The following is a 17851-nucleotide window of genomic DNA, read 5'->3' as shown; positions in this document are numbered from 1 at the left end:
GAATTCTGCGTTTTCATCCTGCCTCTCGCACCGGTTTAATAAAGCTCATACCATTCGAGAGGAGAGCATCATGAGCTTGCGCGCCCTGAAACAGACAATTCCCGCCCTTGCCACATCCGACGGCGCCGGTGTCAGTATCAAGCGCTCCCTGGGGCAACGCCAGAGCGTGCGCATGGACCCGTTCCTGATGCTGGACGAATTCGGCTCAGACCAGCCCCAGGACTATCTTGCCGGCTTTCCGGCCCACCCGCACCGGGGCTTTGAAACGATTACCTATATGATTGAGGGGCACATGCTGCACGAGGATCACCTGGGTAACCGGGGCAACCTGCGTAATGGCGGCGTGCAGTGGATGACCGCCGGCCGGGGCATTGTGCACTCGGAAATGCCCCAGCAGGAATCCGGCACCATGCGGGGTTTCCAGCTCTGGCTGAATTTGCCTGCCGTCGAGAAGATGAAGCCCGCCGGCTACCGGGATATCCAGCCCGAAGACATTCCCGTGTTCAACCCACCCGGCGCGACCGTGAAACTGATTGCCGGTGAACTGGCTACCGACGGTGTAGGTATGAGCGGCGCAGTCACCGGTGGCTCCACCCAGCCGGTGTACGCCGATCTACACCTTGAACCAGAAGCGGAATTGTCACTACCGGTACCGGCCCGGCTCAACGCCCTGGTGTACCTGTATGAGGGTCAGGCCGAATTGCTGACCGGTGAAGAGCGGTTGCCGTTGCAGGTTTCTGCTGCCAGCGTGCTGGCCGAGGGTGACCGGGTGCATCTTCGGGCGGGTGCCGGCGGGGCCCGGCTTTTGCTGATTGCCGGCAAGCCCATCGGCGAGCCCATCGCCCAATACGGCCCGTTCGTTATGAACACCCGGGAGGAAATCGAGCAGACCCTGCAGGATTTCCGTGAGGGTCGGCTGACCGGCTGAGCCGAGTCACACCAAGCTGTCCAGCGACTTCGGTTTTTCAATCAGAAAGCCCTGGGCGTAATCCACGCCCAGTTGCTTTAGCGTGTCCAGCACGGTCCGGGATTCCACCTTCGCGGCAATCACTTCACGGTTCATGTAGTGGGCCATGTCCACCATGGATTTCACCATGGCCCGGTCGGTTTCGCTGCTGTCCACCCCGGCGGTAAAGGCACTGTCGATTTTAATCATATCGACCGGCAACTCCCGCATGAACTCGAACGAGCCTGGCCCACTACCGAAGTTGGCCAGACAAAACCGGCAACCCAGTTCCTGCATCTCGGCCATGAATTCGGCCACCGCCTGCACATCCTGAATGGCCGAGGCTTCGGTAACCTCGAACCAGAGGCGCTCGATGGGCGCGTCTTTCTGGCTGAGTTTTTCGTACACGAACTCCAGCAGGCCCTGGTCATTCAGCGAATGACCGGACAGGTTGATACAAACGCCGGCCACCTGCCCGGCATCCGGTGCTTTTTCCCGCAGCCAATCCAGCATGTGTCCCACCACCCAGCGGTCCACCACCTGCATACGGTCGTAACGCTCGGCCATATTGATAAAGTCCTGGCCAGTGATCATGCCGCCGCTGTCGTCGTACATGCTGATCAGGATTTCGTACTGGGTTGGCAACCTGGCCTGTGAGTGCAGAGGAATGATCTTCTGGCAACGCAGCAACATGCTCTCGTTGTTCGGGTCATTCAGGCCGGCCACCCGGGCCGCAATCTGCTCCTGGCGGCCCTGGTCGTCGCTGTCCGGAGCGTACGGGGAGACCTTCCCCGGCCCCTGCTTGCGGGCGTTGTACAGGGCGCGTTCCGAGGCCCGCAGCCAGCGGTCGGCACTCACCAGAGCCGGTAATTCGGGCACCAGGCCGATGTTGGCGGACAGTTGGTAATCCCGCCCGTTGAAAGTGAATTTCTCCGCTTCCAGCGCTTGCAGCAACTGCCGGGCCTGTAATTCATCGTGCTCGGAAGGTACCAGCATTCCGAATTCGGTGTCTGCCAGCCGGGCGACCGGCATGCCATCGGCGGTATGGCCCTTCAGAATGTCAGCCACCCGCTTGAGCGCCTGATCCGCCGCCTGGTAACCGGCGGTGTCACTGAGCAGCCGGAACCCCCGCAAATCCAGGTGCAGCAGGGTCCGGTTGTCCTCATGGTGCACCAGTTGCTGCTCCACCATGCGTTCGAATTCACGGCGGTTAAGCAGGCCAGTCAGCTCATCGTGGGTAGACACCCAGGACAGCTGGTCATACACACTGCGCACCATGCGGTCGATGCTTTCATCCACCAGTGGGCGGTCGTACTGAGTATCCGGCACAATAATGCCCTTGCGCATCTGCCGGGCCAGCTCGGGTAACTCCAGTTCCACCACGCGCATGCCCTGGTGATTGACAAAGACAAAGCGGCTGAAGCTGCGCGCTACCCACACCAGCCGGACATACTGGGGTTCGTCCGGGCGTGTCTGGTCACGCAGCCAATCCCCGGTGCGCAACTGCCGGGCACGGTTCATCCAGCGTTGCAGACTGCGCTGGTCCGGGTCATCCGAAAAGCGTTCAGTAACCGGATCCTGTCCTGTGTCGGGCCTGGCCGCCGGCACCTGAACCATTTCCGGGGCACTGTCGGGCTGGCGCACGAGAAAGCGCTTGAGTTCCTCGCGGATCTGGGACGACGGCAGGTGGTTACTGGAAATGGAGGCCAGGCCATCCTGGATCAAACGCAACAATTCCGGCAGGTTGACGCCACTGTCGGGGTCTTCACCGAAAGCCAGCAACGAATCGATCACCGCCAGGTAGTGCTGCCAGAGCTGGCTGTCTGGCCCCTGACGGATCCAGGTGAGCGACATCAGGTCCCGCCAGCCACTGTCCAGCAGGCTGATAATCGCTTTCGGCACCATTTTCCCCGCCAGACGACTGTCCAGGGCCTCGGCCACGGCGGCTTTCGAGTCCGCCACTTTCTGGGCACCCTCGGCAGCGGCGGTCACTCGTTCCACATTGCGGCGGTACACCAGGTTCTGACGGTCAATCAGAGTATCCAGTTCGGTCACCGTCTGCTCGAAAATACCGGTATCCTGCTCGAATTCGGTGGCAATCCGCTGCACCAGTTCGTCCACCCGGCGCTGCACCACCGGGTTCAGGCGTCCGCCTTTCACGCCCAGTTGCGCCAGACGGTTCATCACCGCCCGCACCGGGCTGTCCTTGTCTTCAAAGAAGGCCGGATTGTGCATCACCACTTTCAATACCGGCACTTCCAGCTGGCGCAGCCGGCTCTGGCCGAATTCACCCAACTTCGGACTTTCCACCACGCTTTTGAAAAAGCGGTCGACCACATCCAGGGTTTCCTGCTGCTCGTCGTCCAGGCGCAGGTTCTGTTGCTCACGGATCTTGCCCAATACCCGTTCCCGCAGGGATTCCGGCGAGGCACTGGCCGAAGGGGTAATCGTTTGCAGTTGCTGAAGCTGTGCCTGTAATTCGCTCGGGGAAACCGGCCGGGCGTTGGCGGGTAGCGGGCTGACATCGTTTTCACCCTGCGCCTGACGACTGGCCTGCAAGGTACCCAGCAGGTTGCGCACCGTGGAAAAGGCCGTTTGCGCGGCCCGGGCATAGCCCCGGAAATCGGTACCGGCCCGCTGATTGGCCCTGGCCGGCGACGCTTGAGGCGCCGGGCTGGAAGGCTCCGGCTCAACTGGAGGAGCTTCCGTGGCTTTGGCCGGCGGCGCTGGCTTTTCTGCGCTCCTTACCTGATCGCTAAGGTAACGGGACAGGTCCAGATCCGGCAGAACTCCCTGGCGAACCAGAATACTGTTGAGTTCCTGATACAGCGGTTCCAGTTCATTAATGACGGTGTCTTCGAAGACCTTCAGGCAGACCTTTTCCACTTCCCGGGAAACCCGCAACGGGGCCAGGGCCTGATGAAATGCCTCACACACGAGCGCCGGCCCCAGAGGATTATGGTGTCCGGTGCGGTTGGCAATAGCCAGTTCATCCAGGCGCAATTTCAACGGCAACAGTTCGCCCCGGAACCGGGTATCCGCCCGGGTGACCATGACCCGGACCGCCAGCCAGTCTTCAAATTCGTTTTTGTCCACGACCGACAGACTGCTGGGCGCCACGCCTTTTTGTTCGGGCTTGAGCGGGGCCTCCAGGTAACTGGCCATCGTTCTCCAGATCACTTTCTGGCGGCTTTTGATCAGGCCCGAACCATCCATATATTCATTTGCCAGCTGGTTGCTGCCAGCCTGCAGGGCAGACTCCCGCAGAGCTTCCACCGTGCGGGCGCAGCACTTGGCCATCAGCGGCTCAACGAACCGGATAATCGCCCGCGAAGACTGGCGCAAAACAAACTGCACCTGCTCACTGGGCGCTTTCAGACTGGAGGGCCTCTGGCTGACCTGGCCACCACACCACTGCAACATGGCGTCCAGCGCCTGGGGATTGGGGCGGGTCAGTTGAACGCCCATGGCGCCGTCAATGCGCCGGACCGGTTTGGCGTAGAGTTCGTGGCTGCGTTTGCCATCAGCGCTGCGAAAGCGCACCACCAGTTCCTCCGGCATGCCACCCACGAAGGCCCGGTCTAGCTTCACCGAGGTGTCGCTGGAGTAGCGAATGAACAACCCTTCGGCGCAAAAATCCGCAATACGGCACGGCAGGCTGAGCCCGTCATCGGTTTCGATCCGGGCAGCGAGCTTTATCGGCTGCCGCGTACTGCTACGACGCTCTTTCGGGTCCATCGTGTCCTGCCGTTGTTACAAAGGTTTGAAGAAAACCTTGGAGTTGCGCTGGGTGTTGTAGGTGGCCAGTTTCGGCCCCGGAAGCTCCTGCACCTCTGCCGGAAGAAAGCCCCGCTCCCGGAACCAGTGTTCAGTCTGGGTGGTGAGGATAAACAGTTTCTGAATACCTTTGCCCCGGGCCAGTTTCTCCACCATGGCAAGAATCTCGTCACCCCGACCGGCGCGCCGGTAATTGGGGTCAACGGCAAAACAGGACAATTCGCCGGCACCTTCTTCGGGGTAGTGGTACAGCGCGGCGCATCCCACCACGGTGCCATCCCTCTCTGCGACGACAAAATTGTCCACCTCGGTCTCAAGCATTTCCCGGGACCGGCGCACCAGTATGCCCTGCTCCTCAAGCGGCTGGATCAGCTCCAGAATACCGCCGATGTCCTCCACCCGGGCCTGGCGGATCTGCTCGTAATTATCGCCGCTGACCAGGGTACCGGAGCCGTCCCGGGTGAACAGTTCTTCCAGCAGGGCGCCATCTTCAGCATAGCTGATGATGTGAGCACGCCGCACACCTTTGACGCAGGCATTGCAGGCAGCTTTCAGCAGGGCCGCGTCATGCCCGGTCACACTGTTCGAAGCCAGCCGGTCAGCGGCCTGGCGTGCCGACAGCTCGCGAATGAGTGCGCCGTCTTCCTCCAGCAGGCCTTCGTCATCGATGAAAACAATGAGTTTTTCCGCTTCCAGCGCGGCGGCCACCTGGCTGCCCACGTCCTCATAAGAGAGGTTGAATGCGTCACCCGTTGGCGAGTAGCCCATGGGAGGCAGCAGAACGATATGCCCCAGTTCCAACAGCTGCTCAATGCCACGGGCATCCACCCGACGCACTTTGCCCGTGTAGCCGAAATCGATGCCATCCAGCACACCGACTGGCCTGGCGGTGACGTAATTGCCGCTGCTCACCAGAATGCGGGCGTTGTGCATGGGCGAGTTCACCAGCCCCATGGAGAGCTGGCTTTCAATGTAGGCCCGCAGGCCACCAATGGCTTCCATCACCAGCGGCAGCTGCTCGTCCGGGGTAATGCGCAGATTATTGGCGAACGAGGACTCCTGGCCGGCATCCTCCAGGCGCGACTGGATTTGCGGGCGGGCACCAAACGCCACCACCAGCTTCACCCCCAGGCTGCTGAGCAGGGCAATGTCGTGGATGATATTGATGAAGTTGCGGTGCTCAATGGCATCGCCGGGCATGGTCAGCACCACCGTGTGGCCACGGTGGGCATTGATGTAGGGCGATGAGTGGCGGAAGCCGTGCAGCCAATCGTTCGATTTCAAGCCTTACTCCCTTCAAGACAGAACTGTTGGATCAACCCTCGCAGGATATCCACGGTGGGCTGGAGTTGCGAGAGCTCCAGGTATTCATCCGGCTGGTGGGCCTGGTCAATGGAGCCCGGCCCCATCACCAGCGTTTCCATACCCAGTTTTTGCAGCCAGGGCGCCTCGGTGGCGAAGGCCACCGCGTGGGCGGTGTGGCCGGTCAGCTTTTCACAGGCTTTCACCAGGGCCGCATCGGCCGGAGTTTCAAACGGCGGTACACCGTCGAACAGGGGCTCGAAATTCAGGCCCAGCTGCCGACGTTCGGCCAGCGGCTGCAGCCGGCCCAGAATGGCCTGACGCAGGTTTTCCATATCCATGCCCGGCAGGGGCCGCAGGTCAAAATGCAGCTCGCAGCGGGCACAGATGCGGTTCGGGTTATCGCCACCGTGAATGCAGCCCAGGTTCAGGGTGGGTACCTGCACCCGGAAATTGGGGTTGCGGTACTGATCCTGCCATTGCCGGCGCAGGTCCAGCAATTCGGTCAATGCCTCGTGCATGCCTTCCAGTGCGCTGCGTCCCAGTTCCGGGTCGGAAGAGTGGCCGGATTGCCCCTCAAACACCAGCCGCTCCATCATAATGCCCTTGTGCATGCGCACCGGCTGCAGGCGGGTGGGTTCACCGATCACCGCATAGCGCGCCGTGGGCCTGCCGGCTTCCGCCAGCGCCCTGGCGCCGTTCATGGAGGTTTCCTCATCGGCGGTCGCGAGGATAATCAACGGCTGCTGCAAGGGCTGATCAACAAACGCCTTTGCCGCCTCGATGGCCAGCGGGAAGAAGCCTTTCATGTCGCAGGTACCCAGGCCGTACCAGCGACTGTCCTTCTCGGTCAATGTGAACGGATCACTCTGCCAGCGCTTGTCGTCAAACGGCACCGTGTCGGTGTGGCCGGCAAGCACCAGTCCTCCTGGTCCGCTGCCGAGGGTGGCGATCAGGTTGTACTTGCCTGGCAGCCCCGGCACTTCAAGAATTTCGATGGTAAAGCCGAGCGCCTCCAGCCATTCGGCCAGGGTGCGGATCACCGCCTCGTTGCTGTGGTCCCAGTCTTTGGAGGCGCTGGAAATGGATGGCAGGCCAATCAGCCTGGTCAGCATTTCGCGCACGCCGGGCACGATATTGCCTGGGTGTGTGCCTGTGTGCATGGCTGCCTCCGGTCGGGTTACTGTTCTGGCCGGCCCCTGCGCCAGACTTCAAAGCGTGTGATGGCGCGCTTGAGTATCGGGTAAGCCACTTCACCGCTTCCAACAATGCGGGCGACTTCCAGTTCACGCTCGCCGATACGTTGCAACCGGCCTTCCACCTGGTTGCCATTGTTCAGTGTGACCCTTACCTGCCGACCTTGCCAGTTATTGGCCGCATCCAGTGGTTCGGGATACCACTGGCGCACTTCCGGGTCTTCCCGGGGCGTTACCGGTTCCAGGGCCTCGGGGGGCAAAGCCGGTTCGGCGATTTCACGGGCCGTCAGAAACACTTCCGGCACCCGCTGCCCGTTCCAGCGTACCGGCCAGCTCTCAACACGGTCTGCGTCGGTTTTATTAACCGGAATGCCCAGCGTTGGCGAACCGGGCTGCAGATCAAAGGCCAGCTCGCCGCCTTCATTCAGCCACTGGCGATACAGCGCCAGCAATTGCCGGCTGGGCTGGTAACCGCGGGCCTGCAGGCTGCTCTCCAGTGCCCGGGCAGCGTTGGCCAACCATTGTTCACGCTCAACGCCGGTTTCACGGACGCAATAGGCGGACAGCTTGCGCATCAGGCCGGCGTCACGCAGGGTCATTTCCACGGGCTGATCACTGCTTTGCAACACCTGCCCGGGCGACAGCGGACTGATGCGACCACCCGGCCAGCGGGCTTCCAGGCTGCCAAGGTCGCCGGCGTTCAATTCCAGGCTCAGGGTATCCGGGGTCTGGTTCAGGGTAACGTCGCCGGCCAGGGCATCAATGCCCATGCGCAGCAGATCACCACTGCCCGGCTGTTGTCGGGCGTCCGGGCCACAGGCGAGAGCGAGCATTGGCGGCTTTTGCGGTTCAGATGTCACCTGCGTGCCCGGCTGGGCCTCGAGCCAGTTGCGGAACATGGCCGGCTCCAGCGCCAGGTTCACGCCCTCGGCGGTGACCTGCCAACGGGCGGGCAGGGCCTTTGGATCCAGCAGGGTGGTCAGCAGACTGAGCGGCGAGCCGGCGTCGAACACCAGCTTCCCGATGGTCACCGGCTGGGTCAACCGAAAGTCTTCCCAGGCGGACTCTTCCAGCACCAGGGTACCCGCCAGGCCGGAGCCGATCTGCCCGCGATGCACCACGCCATGGTCAGAGAGGGCCGAGCGGGCTTGCTTCAGGCGCTGGTCAGCCAGATACCAGACGCCGGCCTTGTAGCCGGCAAACGCGACAATCCCTGTAATCACCAGAAAAGACAGCAGGCGTTTCATCCGTTGGCTCCCGCTCGAGTTGTCAGTTGCGTGAAACCTCAGTTACGTGAAATCAGAGTACCGACACCTTCATCGGTGAAGATTTCCAGCAAGCAGGCGTGAGCAACCCGGCCATCAATGATGTGGGCCGTTTTCACGTCGTTTTCGACGGCGTTCAGGGCACAGCGGATTTTTGGCAGCATGCCACCGTGAATGGTGCCGTCGTCAATCAGGTCATTGACTTGCTTGGCGGTCAGGCCGGTCAGAACCTTGTCGTTCTTGTCTTTCAGGCCGGACACGTTGGTCAGCAGAATCAGCTTCTCCGCTTTCATGGCCTCGGCCACCTTACCCGCGACAAGGTCGGCGTTGATGTTGTAGGACGCGCCGTCCGGGCCCACGCCAATAGGGGCAATCACCGGAATGACGTTGCTGCGGGTGAGCATGTCGATGACATCCACATTCACGCTGGCCACCTCGCCCACGTGCCCGATGTCGATGATTTCCGGGCGCTCCAGTTCTTCCGACCGGTTCACCACTTCCAGCTTTCTGGCGCGGATCAGGTTGGCGTCTTTGCCGGTCAGGCCGACAGCGGTGCCGCCGTGGGAGTTAATCAACGAAACTATTTCTTTGTTGACCTGGCCACCGAGCACCATTTCCACCACGTCCATGGTTTCGGAATCGGTCACCCGCATGCCATTCACAAAGCGGGACTGGATATTCAGGCGCTCCAGCAGCTCGCCAATTTGCGGACCACCGCCATGCACCACGATCGGGTTGATACCCACCAGCTTCATCAGTACCACGTCACGGGCGAAACTGCTCTTCAGTTCCTCGTTTTCCATGGCGTTGCCGCCGTACTTGATAACAACGGTCTTGCCGGTGAAGCGTTGTATGTAGGGCAGGCCCCGGCTTAGTACCGAGGCGACTTGCATTGCGGTTTCACGATCCAGCGCCATGGTTTGGTCAGTTTCCTTGCAGGTCAGAATGGGTTGTGGTCAACAGGGTTCAGAAATCCGGGTTCACCGTCGGGGCCGCTTTTTGCAGCTGCTCGCGGAACACCGACTTGATGCGTTCCAGGGCATCGTCGGTTTCCGCCTCAAAGCGCAACACCAGCATGGGTGTGGTATTGGAGGCACGGCACAGGCCCCAGCCATCGGTGTAGTCGACCCGAATGCCATCAATGGTACTGATGCTGCCGTCGCCAAAATCACCCTGCTCACCCAGGCGTTCAATGATGCCGAATTTCTCACTTTCCGTAACTTCGACGTTCAGCTCCGGCGTGCTGATATCTTCCGGAAAATCGGCAAACACATCGTCGCTGTGCCGGTCTTCGATCCCCAGGATTTCCAGCAGGCGGGCGGCGGTGTACAGGCCGTCATCAAAGCCGTACCAGCGCTCACCGAAGAATACATGGCCACTCATTTCACCGGCCAGCAAGGCACCGGTTTCCTTCATTTTGGCCTTCATCAGCGAGTGGCCGGTTTTCCACATGATCGGCCGGCCGCCGGCTTCGGAAATCACGCCGGCCAGGCGGCGGCTGCATTTCACGTCATACAGTACGTCAGCGCCCGGGTTCCGGGACACCACATCCTTGGCCAGCAGCATCATCAACCGGTCCGGCCAGATGATCTTGCCGGTGTTGGTGACCACACCCAGGCGATCGCCATCGCCGTCAAAGGCCAGGCCGAGATCGGCGCCGGTTTCGTTCACTTTGGCGATCAGGTCTTTCAGGTTGGCCGGCTTGCCCGGGTCCGGATGGTGGTTGGGGAAATTGCCATCCACCTCGCAGTACAGCGGTACCACCTCGCAGCCCAGCTCTTCAATCAGCATCGGGCCGAGCTCACCGGCAATGCCGTTGCCGGCATCCACCACCACCTTCAGCGGTGCGGCCACGGCGATATCACCAACGATGCGGTCCAGGTAGGCCCGGCGCACGTCTTGCTGGCTCTGCTCACCCTGGCCGCTGCTGAAATCGGCAGTCAGGGTGCGCTGGTAAAGTTTCTGTATGGTGTCGCCGGACAGGGTTTCACCGCCCAGCATGATCTTCAGACCATTGTAATTGGCCGGGTTGTGGCTGCCGGTCACCATCACACCGGAGCCGGTCTGCAGATGGTGGGTGGCAAAATACAGCACCGGTGTGGGCACCGCGCCAATATTGATCACATTACAACCGGTGGACATCACGCCCCGGGCCAGGGCCTCTGCCAGTTGCGGGCTGGAATGACGGCCATCATAGCCAATGCACAGCGATGTTATGCCACGATCAAACGCTTCCGAACCGATGGCCTTACCAATAACTTCCACCACCTCCGCTGACAGGTTCTGGTCAACGATGCCGCGAATGTCATAGGCACGGAAGATCTCCTGTTCGATAGTGACCGCCGGTGGGCGATTTTCGGCCACATCCAGCAGGTCGTCTTCGAATAGGGGCGAATCATCGCTGCCCGAACCGCTGTCGCCGGCCTTGCCGAAACCGAGCACATCCTCGTCGCCATCGAGCATGTCGATATCCGGCACATCGTTGTCCTGGAACAAAGGCGCTTCTTCGTCTGCCGGCTCGTCCTTGCCTGGCCTGGCCTTGCGGGCCGGTTTGGGCCGGGCGTTCTCGCCGGCTTTCGCCACCCGTTTCTCCACTACCTGGGACAGCCGGTAGAGCACCTCACCGGTCGCGGCCACCATATCCCAGCGGAAGGTGGGCAGTTTCACCTTCTCACCACCGAACACCTTGTGGGACCACTGCACCAGGGCGGTCATATCCCGGCGCAACCCACGCTGAGCGCCGGCCAGCAGAAGCCAGCACAGGATAATAGCCACCAGCACCGGCAAACCGACAAACAGGGCAACGGGCACCAGGCCAACCTGTGCCTGGCCACCAGCCGCCGGCGTGTAGGTCACCGACCAGTCCGGATTAAGCAGGCTGCGGGTTTCTTCCTGCCCGGAGCCGTTACCGGCGGCAATCACGGTCCGGCTGTTACCGGAAACCGTTTGCACCAGTGCCAGGCGCCCCTGCAGACCGGTTTGCTGAGGGCTCAGCAGTTGACTGATTTCACTGGCCGGATACACCGCCAGCAAAGTGCCGGCCACTGTGCCGGTACGGGGATTTTCAATGGGCGCGGCAAACTGGAAATACCAGCGATTGTCGCGGGGGAAGGCGTCCGGCACCAGGGAGCGGCCCTGCTCGGCCCGACGCAGCAATTCCAGGCCGGCAAAACCGAGCAGGGTCCGGGTGCTGCCAGTGCGCGGAATTTCCCGGCGCGGGAACACAAACACGCTTTCGGCACCTGGCAGCGCCGGCTTCAGCTCACTGGCCAGCGTGCTCTGGGCATCACCATTTGCCAGTCCATCAGCCACGTATGCCTGGCTGGCCACGGCTTTTACCTGATCCTGTCGCTGGGCGAAAAAGCGGTTGAGGGCCTTCTGGGCGATATCCGCCTGCATGGAAAGAGTCTGCTCACGGGTCTCTTTGGCGGCCGGGGTGAGTACCAGAAAGTGCAGCAAGGCGGTAATCGCTATGGCCGCGACCACCAGCACCAATGACTGGCTGGCAGCCACGGAACCCAGACGCTTGAGCTTAGAGGTCTGGCCACCGTTACTCTTGTCGCCCTTGCGACCAAATTTCTTTTTCTGGTTTTTGACCGGCTTTTCCTCACCAGCCGACGGATCCTGTGTCTTTTTCTTACCAAATTTCATAGAGCATCCCGCTTTATTTTGAGCTCCGGAGCCTTTGTATCCGGCAATTATAGACGCCCGTGGCCAGAACCGCGCACGGCGTGCTTTTCAATCAGTGGCGGCCGGTGGAGCCAAAGCCGCCCTCGCCGCGTGTACTGGCGTCAAACTCCGACACCACCTCAAAGTCCGCCTGAACCACTGGCACCAGTACCATCTGGGCAATGCGCTCGCCCACATTGACGGTAAATTCGGCCGAACCGCGATTCCAGCAGGACACCATCAGCTCACCCTGGTAGTCCGAATCAATCAACCCGACCAGATTTCCAAGCACGATGCCGTGCTTGTGACCCAGCCCACTTCGGGGCAGGATCATGGCCGCCAGGGAGGGGTCGGCGATGTGTACCGACAAGCCGGTGGGAATCAGCTCCGTTTGCCCCGGCTGCAATGTTAACGGCTGCTGCAGACAGGCTCTCAGGTCCAGCCCGGCCGAGCCGTCAGTGGCATAGTGAGGGAACGGAATCTCTCCGCCAATGCGCGGGTCCAGGATTTTCAGTTGGAAGGTCTTTTTGCTCATTCATTCACGCCTTGTTCACAGTGTTGGGCAATCAACGCCACCAGGCGCCCGGCGATCGCCTGTTTGGAGGCCGGGCCGATGTCGGCACGGCCTTCTGGCCAGAACACACTCACGGCGTTCTGGTCGCTGTTAAAGCCCAACCCGGGCACAGACACATCGTTGGCAACGATCATATCCAGTTTCTTGCGTTGCATTTTGTCGGTGGCATAACGCTCGACATCCCGGGTTTCAGCGGCAAAGCCCACGGTAAACGGGGCATCCGGACGGGCGGCGATGGTGGCCAGAGTATCCGGGTTGCGCACCAGTTCAAGCGCCATGGCCTCGCTGTTTTTCTTGATTTTATCGCCGGCGGTCGCTTTCGGGCGGTAATCGGCAACAGCAGCGGTGGCAATGAAAATATCGCAGCCCTCATCCACCGCCTGGCTGGCTGCTGCCAGCATGTCGGTGGCGGTTTGCACCGGCCGCATCTCCACGCCTCTGGGCACCGGCAAGGTGACCGGCCCACTGACCAGCACCACCACCGCCCCGGCACGGGCGGCAGCTTCGGCAAGGGCATAACCCATTTTGCCGGAACTGTGATTGGAGATATAACGCACCGGATCAATCGGCTCCCGGGTTGGCCCGGCGGTGATCACCACCCGCTTGCCAGCCAGAACAGACCCGGTTTGTGGTTCAGGCTGTGCCAAAACGCGATCCGCGAGGGCCTCAGGCTCCAGCATACGGCCGGGGCCGGTATCACCACAGGCCTGATCCCCCTGATCCGGGCCCCACACGGAAATCTGCGGATCTTCGGATAGCAGCGCCAGGTTGCGCTGGGTGCGGTGGTTTTTCCACATGGCCTGATTCATGGCCGGCGCCACGGCAATCGGTGCCTCGGTTGCACAACACACGGTCGCCAGCAGATCATCCGCCAGACCATGGGCCAGGCGGGCCAGAAAATCCGCCGAGGCTGGCGCCACCAGCACCTGGTCGGCCCACTTGGCCAGCTCGATATGGCCCATGCCGGCTTCGGCTTCCGGGTCCAGCAGGGAGGTGCGCACCGGCTCGCCGCTGAGCGCCTGAAAGGTGAGCGGCGCCACGAATGCCTCGGCACCGGGCGTCATCACTACGCGCACCTCGCAGCCCGCTTTTTTCAGCAGCCGCACCAGTTCGGCACTCTTATAGGCGGCAATGCCACCGGTAATTCCCAGCAAAAGTCGTTTGCCAGCCATGGGGACTCCATGAATTCCCTGAAATGAAAGCCACCTACGATACCACGACCGGCATCACCGGGCAGCCGCCGAGCGATTCCCAAATGTTACCTTTTGCAGTAACCTTTGCAATTGCCAAGCGATGCAGGATGCATCAACACTCAGACCCGCAAGGAAGCCGCCATGCCACAAACCTCCTGGCCCACCGACGAACGCCCCCGTGAACGCCTGTTGAACCACGGCCCGGAGTCCCTTTCCGATGCCGAGTTGCTGGCCATTTTTCTGCGCACCGGCACCACTGGCACGCCGGTCATGACCATGGCACGGCAACTGGTGGAGGAGTTCAGTGGTCTGCGCGGGCTGATGACCGCCTCGCGCCGGCAGTTCTGCGAGGTGAAGGGACTGGGCACCGCCAAATACGCCCAGGTGCAGGCCGCCATGGAAATGGCCCGACGGGTAATGGACGAACCCTTGCGCCAGGGTGATCCGCTGCGCTCACCCGCCGATACCCGGCGCTTTCTCACCAGCCGTCTGGGCACTTACCCGCACGAAGTGTTTGCCGGGTTGTTCCTGGACAACCGCCACCGTGTCATCCAGTACCGGGAGCTATTCCGGGGCACCATTGACGGCGCCGCCGTCTACCCCCGGGAAGTGGTGCGCCAGGCCCTTGAAGATAATGCCGCAGCAGTGATCTTCGCCCACAATCACCCCAGTGGCGTGGCCGAACCCAGCCAGGCGGACATTTCCCTGACCCGCAGGCTGAAAGAAGCCTTGGGCCTGGTGGATATCAGGGTTCTTGACCATATGGTTATCGGCCACGGTGAGGTAATATCGCTGGCCGAAAGAGGACTTATGTGATCGACAGGGACAAAACGTCCGGATTCTGGCCAAATTCCCAACAATTTTTTGCGTTGGCCGGCCAGTTCTGGTATAAAAGCGTCCCTTTCTGGAGGCGTCTGGCAGGCAGCGTTCCGTTCAAAGGCGCGAACAGGGGGCGAAACAAGGTTCCCCGGCAACCAGAGACGCATTAAAACGAATTCGTATTGATTATTAAGACCACTGCTCAGGTCGGAGGCAAGTATGTCCAGAGTTTGTCAGGTTACCGGTAAGCGTCCGGTTACCGGTAACAACGTTTCCCACGCGATGAACCACACTCGTCGTCGTTTTCTGCCGAATCTGCAGAACCACCGCTTTTGGGTTGAATCCGAAAAGCGTTTCGTGAAGCTGCGCGTTTCCACCAAGGGTATGCGCATCATCGACAAAAAAGGCATTGACGCTGTGCTGGCCGATCTTCGTGCCCGCGGCGAGAAAGTATAAGGAGCCGCATCATGCGCGAAAAAATCAAGCTGGTATCTTCAGCAGGCACTGGTCACTTCTACACGACCAAAAAGAACAAGCGTAACACCCCGGAAAAAATCGCTATGAAAAAGTACGATCCGGTGGTTCGCAAGCACGTTGAGTACAAGGAAGCCAAGATCAAGTAATTGCTCTTGTCTCCGAAAAAACCCGGCCTGGTGCCGGGTTTTTTTATTGCCCGGAAAAAAGCCGGAGGCTGCTAGAACGTTTCCAGGTAGCCCTTTGGCAGAGCCACATCCATGGCGATGGGCAGATGATCCGACATGGGGTAGCTGACCACCTCCGAACGCCGGATATCCAGCGACGGGCTGACCAGAATGTGATCCAGGGCCTTCTCCGGGCGCCAGCTGGGAAAACTGTGGGCGGTGGCCGGCAGCGGTACCAGATCGGCGTTTTTGAGCGGCGTTTGCGTTAGCAGCTGTTCGGCGTGGGCATTCATATCTCCCATCAGCACCACATGCCGGTAATCGGCAATCAGCTCGTGGATATAGGCCAGTTGGCGATGCTGGGCACTCTTGCTGAGCGACAGGTGCATCAGCACCAGCACCAGGGGGTCTTCTTCCATGCCGTAACGGGCAATAATGGCGCCCCGGCCCGGGATCAACCCCGGCAACTTGTGCTCGGTGACATCAAGCGGCCGGAACCGGCTCAGAAAACCGTTACTGTGCTGGGCCACCGGCCCGAGATTGCGGTTCAGCTGCTGATACCAGTACGGAATGCCGGCAGCCTCGGCCAGATATTGGACCTGGTTGATATAACCACTGCGCAAACTGCCACCGTCGCACTCCTGCAGGGCCACAACATCGTACTGACTGAGCAGCGTGGCAATACGGTCAAGATTCTGGAAACGCCGCCGATGGGGCAGCACATGCTGCCAGCTACGAGTCAGGTAGTGGTGGTAGGAAGAGGTGTTGATGCCCACCTGGATGTTGAAGGTAAGCAAACGGATGTGCCGATGCGGCTCGAATTCCGGCACATGATCGCTGCCCGAACAGGTACTGCACGGCCGCTCCCGATTCTTCAGAAGTTCGTCAAGCTGGCTGCGAATCCGCTTGTACATGGTCGGGCTCCCCCGGCCCCGGCCCCAGGCCGAGGCACTGGAACAGGCTTATTCCTCGGCGTTTTCCTTCTCCGCCAGATACTCAACCACTTTCAGCACATTTTCGTGGCCACCGGCCATGGATGCGCTGGTCACGTACTTGCCATCCACCAGCATGGTCGGCGTTCCGGTAATGCGTGCGCCCCGGATTTTTGACTGGGCCTGCTGCACCCGGGCTCGAACGCCAAAGCTGTTGTAGGTGCTGACAAACTCCTCGGCATCAACACCGTACTGAGCGACAAAATCGGCCAGGGATTCGGCATCGTTCAGCGGACGTCGCTCACCGGCCAGGGCCTCGAACAGGCCATCGTGAACGTCCTGGCTCAGCTCATCCATGGCTTCCAGGGCATAGAATGCGTAAGCATGAGGCTCCCAGCTACGACCAAGCGCCGCCGGCAAACGCACATAGTTGACATAATCCGGCGCGTTTTCCTCATAGCTTTCCGCCAGCGGCTTGAAGTTGTAGCAATGCGGACACCCGTACCAGAACACCTCCGCAACCTCGACACCTTCATCCGATGCTGTACGCACCGGATTGTCCAGGGTGCGGTAATGGGTTCCGTCTTCCCAGGACTGGGCATGGACGGCGGTAGATGACAACAGCGAAACGGCCAGAAGGGCAACGGCACCAAAAGTTCTGATCATCAGGGGTCTCCGAAAAAATAAATAGATTCAAATTTCATTATGGCCCAGCGCAGCACCAAAGCTCCACAGCGCAGCGGTCATAAAACCTTACGGAACCGTAAACAGCAAAAACCCCGCATTAAGCGGGGTTCCTGTTGTGCCGGTGAATCTTCGCGCCTCACTCCAGGCCGGAGATGTAACTGGCCACTGCCTCAATTTCAGCGTCGGTCAACTCAGTTGCCACATCCACCATGATCTGGGCATTGGAGGTGCCTGCACGCTCACCGGAACGGTAAGCCTTCAACTGAGCAGCCAGGTATTCGGCATTCTGGCCACCGATGGCTGGATAGCCACCCGGCGCATTGCCGTTACCGTTGGGCGAATGACAGCCGGAGCAAGCCGGCACGCCGGAAGCCATGTTGCCGCCACGGAACAGGGCTTCACCCTGGGAGGCCAGGTCCGGGTCAGCCTGGTTCACGACCATTTCCTGATCGTCGAAGTACGCAGCCAGATCCTGCAGATCCTGGTCAGACATACTATCCAGCAGGCCGGTCATTTCCGGAATGGCGCGATCGCCTTCCTTAATGGCAACCAACTGGTCGTACAGGTAACGCTCACCCAGCCCCGTCAGTTTTGGATAGCTTCCCATGATCGGCTTGCCACCGCCCTGGCCGTGGCAACTTGTGCATACCGCTGCATTCTGTTCACCTGCTGCCGGATCTCCAGCCCCGTGAGCCGTCGCTGCAAGGCCAACTCCGAGAACAACTCCTGCGATCAGTCTTTTCATGCTCGCTCCGCTTCTCTCATCTTTGAAACTAGATAATGTTCTTGATTGTTCAGCCGGTAGGCACTGACCCATCAGGCTGGAAACTGTTTCTGACAGCGGCAGCGC

15 protein-coding genes are annotated in these 17851 nt (G+C 60.6%); 4 read left to right on the top strand and 11 right to left on the bottom strand.

Going from position 1 to position 17851, the window contains the following annotated elements; translation table 11 throughout:
* Nucleotides 1–70 precede the first annotated feature (70 nt).
* A complete protein-coding gene (locus tag BMZ63_RS02545; protein ID WP_091701817.1) occupies nt 71–928 on the top strand; it encodes a pirin family protein in 858 nt (285 codons plus the stop codon).
* Between the two features lie 6 nt (nt 929–934).
* Here BMZ63_RS02545 and BMZ63_RS02540 read toward each other — a convergent pair whose 3' ends face one another.
* From BMZ63_RS02540 to coaBC, 8 genes are all read right to left on the bottom strand, one after another.
* Nucleotides 935–4684: a DUF1631 family protein gene (locus BMZ63_RS02540; protein ID WP_091701250.1), complete on the bottom strand. Its 3750-nt coding sequence runs from the start codon at nt 4682–4684 to the stop codon at nt 935–937.
* 15 nt (nt 4685–4699) lie between these two features.
* Nucleotides 4700–6007 carry an amino-acid N-acetyltransferase gene (gene argA / locus BMZ63_RS02535; RefSeq protein ID WP_091701247.1) on the bottom strand — a complete coding sequence of 436 codons (1308 nt, stop codon included), beginning with the start codon at nt 6005–6007 and terminating at the stop codon, nt 4700–4702.
* On the bottom strand, nt 6004–7188 hold the full coding sequence (gene argE / locus BMZ63_RS02530) for an acetylornithine deacetylase (RefSeq protein WP_091701244.1): 1185 nt from the start codon (nt 7186–7188) through the stop codon (nt 6004–6006). The genes argA and argE overlap by 4 nt, the downstream gene beginning before the upstream one ends.
* 17 nt (nt 7189–7205) lie before the next feature.
* Nucleotides 7206–8468, bottom strand: coding sequence for an acetylornithine deacetylase (locus BMZ63_RS02525; RefSeq protein ID WP_091701243.1), 1263 nt, complete (start codon nt 8466–8468; stop codon nt 7206–7208).
* A gap of 38 nt (nt 8469–8506) precedes the next feature.
* The gene (argB, locus tag BMZ63_RS02520) at nt 8507–9403 is read right to left on the bottom strand and encodes an acetylglutamate kinase (RefSeq protein WP_091701240.1); all 897 of its coding nucleotides are present in this window, start codon (nt 9401–9403) and stop codon (nt 8507–8509) included.
* A gap of 49 nt (nt 9404–9452) precedes the next feature.
* The gene (locus BMZ63_RS15215) at nt 9453–12137 is read right to left on the bottom strand and encodes a phosphomannomutase/phosphoglucomutase (protein ID WP_091701238.1); all 2685 of its coding nucleotides are present in this window, start codon (nt 12135–12137) and stop codon (nt 9453–9455) included.
* A gap of 91 nt (nt 12138–12228) precedes the next feature.
* Nucleotides 12229–12690, bottom strand: a complete 462-nt coding sequence (gene dut / locus BMZ63_RS02510; protein WP_091701236.1) for a dUTP diphosphatase — start codon at nt 12688–12690, stop codon at nt 12229–12231.
* Entirely contained in the window at nt 12687–13901 is a 1215-nt protein-coding gene (coaBC, locus tag BMZ63_RS02505) for a bifunctional phosphopantothenoylcysteine decarboxylase/phosphopantothenate--cysteine ligase CoaBC (RefSeq protein WP_091701233.1), read from the bottom strand. Before coaBC ends, dut begins: the two co-directional genes overlap by 4 nt.
* A gap of 162 nt (nt 13902–14063) precedes the next feature.
* On the opposite strand from coaBC, the gene radC reads away from it, so the two are divergent.
* From radC to rpmG, 3 genes are all read left to right on the top strand, one after another.
* Nucleotides 14064–14738: a RadC family protein gene (radC, locus tag BMZ63_RS02500; protein ID WP_091701230.1), complete on the top strand. Its 675-nt coding sequence runs from the start codon at nt 14064–14066 to the stop codon at nt 14736–14738.
* Between the two features lie 222 nt (nt 14739–14960).
* Nucleotides 14961–15197 (top strand): 50S ribosomal protein L28, encoded by a 237-nt coding sequence (gene rpmB, locus BMZ63_RS02495; RefSeq protein ID WP_011786975.1) that lies wholly within the window; start codon nt 14961–14963, stop codon nt 15195–15197.
* Nucleotides 15198–15208: 11 nt separating this feature from the next.
* A complete protein-coding gene (gene rpmG / locus BMZ63_RS02490) occupies nt 15209–15364 on the top strand; it encodes a 50S ribosomal protein L33 (RefSeq protein ID WP_091701227.1) in 156 nt (51 codons plus the stop codon).
* Between the two features lie 71 nt (nt 15365–15435).
* On the opposite strand, the gene BMZ63_RS02485 is transcribed toward rpmG, so the two are convergent.
* From BMZ63_RS02485 to BMZ63_RS02475, 3 genes are all read right to left on the bottom strand, one after another.
* Nucleotides 15436–16296 carry an endonuclease/exonuclease/phosphatase family protein gene (locus tag BMZ63_RS02485; RefSeq protein ID WP_091701225.1) on the bottom strand — a complete coding sequence of 287 codons (861 nt, stop codon included), beginning with the start codon at nt 16294–16296 and terminating at the stop codon, nt 15436–15438.
* 48 nt (nt 16297–16344) lie between these two features.
* Nucleotides 16345–16980, bottom strand: coding sequence for a thiol:disulfide interchange protein DsbA/DsbL (locus BMZ63_RS02480; RefSeq protein ID WP_091701222.1), 636 nt, complete (start codon nt 16978–16980; stop codon nt 16345–16347).
* Nucleotides 16981–17137: 157 nt separating this feature from the next.
* Entirely contained in the window at nt 17138–17746 is a 609-nt protein-coding gene (locus tag BMZ63_RS02475) for a c-type cytochrome (RefSeq protein ID WP_091701220.1), read from the bottom strand.
* Between the last annotated feature and the right edge of the window lie 105 nt (nt 17747–17851).

It is taken from the genome of Marinobacter persicus (assembly GCF_900114155.1).
Classification (GTDB): domain Bacteria; phylum Pseudomonadota; class Gammaproteobacteria; order Pseudomonadales; family Oleiphilaceae; genus Marinobacter; species Marinobacter persicus.
This window is presented reverse-complemented; position numbering and strand designations above follow the sequence as displayed.

What these genes read in the sequence shown, in the direction of transcription:
- BMZ63_RS02545 (WP_091701817.1), top strand. Translation starts at nt 71, where the DNA reads ATGAGCTTGCGCGCCCTGAAACAGACAATTCCCGCCCTTGCCACATCC.
- BMZ63_RS15215 (WP_091701238.1), bottom strand. Translation starts at nt 12,137, where the DNA reads ATGAAATTTGGTAAGAAAAAGACACAGGATCCGTCGGCTGGTGAGGAA.
- argE (WP_091701244.1), bottom strand. Translation starts at nt 7,188, where the DNA reads ATGCACACAGGCACACACCCAGGCAATATCGTGCCCGGCGTGCGCGAA.
- rpmG (WP_091701227.1), top strand. Translation starts at nt 15,209, where the DNA reads ATGCGCGAAAAAATCAAGCTGGTATCTTCAGCAGGCACTGGTCACTTC.
- BMZ63_RS02525 (WP_091701243.1), bottom strand. Translation starts at nt 8,468, where the DNA reads ATGAAACGCCTGCTGTCTTTTCTGGTGATTACAGGGATTGTCGCGTTT.
- BMZ63_RS02480 (WP_091701222.1), bottom strand. Translation starts at nt 16,980, where the DNA reads ATGATCAGAACTTTTGGTGCCGTTGCCCTTCTGGCCGTTTCGCTGTTG.
- BMZ63_RS02485 (WP_091701225.1), bottom strand. Translation starts at nt 16,296, where the DNA reads ATGTACAAGCGGATTCGCAGCCAGCTTGACGAACTTCTGAAGAATCGG.
- BMZ63_RS02540 (WP_091701250.1), bottom strand. Translation starts at nt 4,684, where the DNA reads ATGGACCCGAAAGAGCGTCGTAGCAGTACGCGGCAGCCGATAAAGCTC.
- argB (WP_091701240.1), bottom strand. Translation starts at nt 9,403, where the DNA reads ATGGCGCTGGATCGTGAAACCGCAATGCAAGTCGCCTCGGTACTAAGC.
- coaBC (WP_091701233.1), bottom strand. Translation starts at nt 13,901, where the DNA reads ATGGCTGGCAAACGACTTTTGCTGGGAATTACCGGTGGCATTGCCGCC.
- BMZ63_RS02475 (WP_091701220.1), bottom strand. Translation starts at nt 17,746, where the DNA reads ATGAAAAGACTGATCGCAGGAGTTGTTCTCGGAGTTGGCCTTGCAGCG.
- rpmB (WP_011786975.1), top strand. Translation starts at nt 14,961, where the DNA reads ATGTCCAGAGTTTGTCAGGTTACCGGTAAGCGTCCGGTTACCGGTAAC.
- radC (WP_091701230.1), top strand. Translation starts at nt 14,064, where the DNA reads ATGCCACAAACCTCCTGGCCCACCGACGAACGCCCCCGTGAACGCCTG.
- dut (WP_091701236.1), bottom strand. Translation starts at nt 12,690, where the DNA reads ATGAGCAAAAAGACCTTCCAACTGAAAATCCTGGACCCGCGCATTGGC.